The organism is Streptomyces sp. 150FB (genome assembly GCF_000818195.1).
Taxonomy (GTDB): Bacteria; Actinomycetota; Actinomycetes; order Streptomycetales; family Streptomycetaceae; genus Streptomyces.
In genome coordinates this window covers 1,334,199-1,337,477 of record NZ_JTHL01000001.1, presented here as the reverse complement: position 1 = coordinate 1,337,477, position 3,279 = coordinate 1,334,199, and the positions used below count along the sequence as shown (strand labels likewise).

Here is a 3,279-nt window from a genome sequence, read left to right as displayed (position 1 = left end):
TCGAGGAGTACGAGCCGATCGAGATCGTCATCGGGCTTCCCCGCTCCCTCAACGGGCGCGAGGGCCCGGCCGCCGAGAAGGTGCGGGCGTTCGCGCTGGAGGTGGCGCGGGGGGTCGCGCCGCTGTCCGTACGACTGGTGGACGAGCGGATGACCACGGTCACGGCCACCCACGGTCTGCGGGCCTCGGGCGTGAAGTCCAAAAAGGGCAGGTCTGTCATCGACCAGGTGGCGGCCGTCGTCATCCTGCAGAATGCGCTGGAGACGGAACGTACTTCAGGTCAAGCTCCGGGCGAAGGCGTCGAAGTGGTCATCTGATCGCGATACGGTAACGTTCCGCGCGATGCGGCGGTGTTCGAACAGCCGCCGCACAACAAAGAGGCGAAACGGACGCCGTACCGCTGGTGCCACGGCCGCCGCCTCGCGGCTCTAGGGGATCGATGACTGACTATGGCCGGGGCCCCGGCTCTGAACCGTGGCACCCCGAGGACCCTCTGTACGGGGACCAGGGGTGGGGGGCGCAGCAGGCAGTGGACGGCCAGGCACCCTACGACGGTCAGCAGCAGTACCCGCAGCAGCATCAGCAGCCGCACCAGCAGGGACAGGGGCAGTACGGGGGGGAACAGGGCCCGTACCAGCAGCAGTACGCCCCCCAGCAGCAGCCCCAGCCGCAGCAGCCCGAGCCTCAGCAGTACGGGCAGCCTCAGCAGGGCATCCCCGGGCAGCAGGGCGGACTCCAGCACAACGGGCAGCCGCAGCAGCCGTATCCGCCGCAGCAGCAGTACGGGCAGCCCCAGCAGTACCAGGACCCCCAGCAGTACGGCGGCGGGCCGGGCTACAACGACCCGCAGCAGTACGGCGGTCAGCCCCAGTACCACGACCCGGGGTACAACGACTCGCAGCACGGGGGCGGTTGGGACACGGGCCAGCAGGCGGCGATGCCGTACGGCGGGCCGGACCCCTACGGCGGTCAGCAGGGCGGCTACGACCCGAACGCCGGCTATTACGGCAGTCCCGAGGGCTACCAGCAGCAGCAACAACCCCAGCAACAGCAGCACCCCCAGCAGCAACCGCAGCATCAGCCCCCACCGGAGCAGCACCCGTCCGACCCGCACTCCGTGCCCGGCCCCCGCGTGGCCGGGCCCGAGAACGACTGGGAGGCCGAGCCCGAGGAGGAGAAGCACCCCTTCTTCACCGGTGAGGACGGCCCGGGCGCGGGTCTCCGGGGCCGTGACGACGACGAGGACGACGAGTACGACGACCCGGACGACAGCCGGCGTGGCTCCGGCGAACGCCGCGGCTCCAAGCCCAAGAAGGGCCGCAGCGGACGCGCCTGTCTGGTGCTGGCCGTGGTGTTCGTGGGCGCTGTCGGCGGTATCGGCTATGTCGGCTACAACTTCTACCAGGACAGATTCGGCCCGCCACCGGACTTCTCCGGTGCGGGCACCGGCTCCGTACAGGTGGTCGTCCCCGACGGCGCCTCCGGCCTGGACATCGCCGGTCTGCTGGTGAAGAACGGCGTGGTGAAGAGCCAGGGCGCCTTCGTCGAGGCGCAGAAGAAGAATCCCAAGGGCAACGCGATCCAGGCCGGCGTCTATGTGATGCGGAAGGCGATGCCCGCCGCCAGCGCGGTCGATCTGATGCTCGACCCGAAGAGCCGCAACAACCTGATCATCGGCGAGGGCTGGCGCAACGCCAAGGTCTACGACCTGATCGACAAGCGGCTCGGTGTGCCTTCCGGCACGACGAGCGATGTGGCTCACAAGGATTACAAGACCCTCGGCCTGCCCGACTGGGCGCTGAATCACGCGCATGTGAAGGATCCGCTCGAAGGATTCCTCTATCCCTCCAGCTATCCGGTGGCCAAGGGGCAGAAGCCGGCGGATGTGCTGAAGGAGATGGTGGCGTTCTCCAGCAAGAAGTACGAGAACCTCGACCTCGACGCGCAGGCGAAGGAATTCCACCTGGACGGGCCCTGGCAGGTCATCACCGTCGCCAGCCTGGTGCAGGCCGAAGGCAAGACGAGTGATGACTTCCGCAAGATGGCCGAGGTCGTCTACAACCGCCTCAAGCCGACGAACACCGAGACGAACCAAAAGCTCCAGTTCGACTCGACCTTCAATTACCTCAAGGGTCAGAGTAATATCAAGATCTCGGAGTCCGAGATCACCACGAACATGGACCTGTACAACACCTACACGCACAAGGGTCTCCCACCGGGGCCGATCAGCAATCCCGGTGACGACGCGCTGAAGGCGACACTGGATCCGACCAGTGACGGGTGGATGTATTTCGTGGCGACCGACGGAATGAACGAGACCGAATTCGCCAAGAATTCTGCCGATTTCGAGAGGCTCAAGCAGAAGTTCAACGACAGCGTCGGAAATTGACCGTCCGGCGGTAACGAGCACAGAGGTACTGCACAAGGTGAATGCCATGTCACCCGCGTCGTCGGCGCCGGGTCCCGTCCGGGAGAGGGCCGCCGTACTCGGTTCGCCGGTCGCCCACTCCCTCTCCCCGGTGCTGCACCGCGCCGCGTACGACGACCTCGGCCTGAAGGGGTGGACGTACGACCGCTTCGAGGTCGACGAGGCCGCGCTGCCCGGCTTCCTCGACGGCCTCGGCGGCGAGTGGGCGGGCCTCTCGCTGACGATGCCGCTCAAGCGGGCCGTCATCCCGCTGCTCGACACGGTCAGCGCGACGGCGGCGGCCGTGGGGGCGGTGAACACCGTGCTGTTCGGCGCCGACGGGCGGCGCACGGGCGACAACACCGACATCCCCGGCATCGCGGCCGCCCTCGGCGAACGCGGCGTAGTGACCGTGGAGTCGGCGGCGATCCTCGGCGCCGGCGCCACCGCGTCCTCCGCGCTCGCCGCGCTTTCCCGTATCGGCGCGGGCACGGTCACCGCGTACGTACGCGGGGATGCCCGCGCCGCCGAGATGCGCGGCTGGGGCGAGCGCCTCGGCGTCGACGTCCGCACGGCCGACTGGTCGCGGGCTGCGGAGGCCTTCGCCGCGCCGCTGGTGATCGCGACCACGCCCGCGGGCGCCACCGACGAGCTTGCGCGGAGCGTCCCCGAGCGCCCGGGCACCCTCTTCGACGTGCTGTACGACCCCTGGCCCACGGCGCTCGCCGCCGCCTGGTCCGCGCGCGGCGGGAAGGTCGTCGGCGGCCTCGACCTCCTCGTGCATCAGGCCGTCCTCCAGGTCGAACTGATGACGGGCGTGGCGCGGGCACCGCTCGGCGTGATGCGCGAGGCGGGCGAGAAGGCACTCGTGG

The 3,279-nt window shown here is 68.8% G+C and carries 3 protein-coding genes; all 3 read left to right on the top strand.

Translation table 11 applies throughout. The features are described 5' to 3' along the window. Positions 1-317, top strand: a 317-nt coding sequence (gene ruvX, locus QR77_RS05270; protein WP_040019937.1) for a Holliday junction resolvase RuvX, incomplete at its 5' end; no start/stop codon positions are given. Between the two features lie 122 nt (positions 318-439). Next, complete coding sequence (gene mltG, locus QR77_RS05265) at positions 440-2,389, top strand: endolytic transglycosylase MltG (RefSeq protein WP_040019935.1); 1,950 nt, start codon at positions 440-442, stop codon at positions 2,387-2,389. 46 nt (positions 2,390-2,435) lie between these two features. Continuing rightward, on the top strand, positions 2,436-3,279 hold an 844-nt coding region (locus QR77_RS05260), incomplete at its 3' end, for a shikimate dehydrogenase (protein ID WP_063798154.1).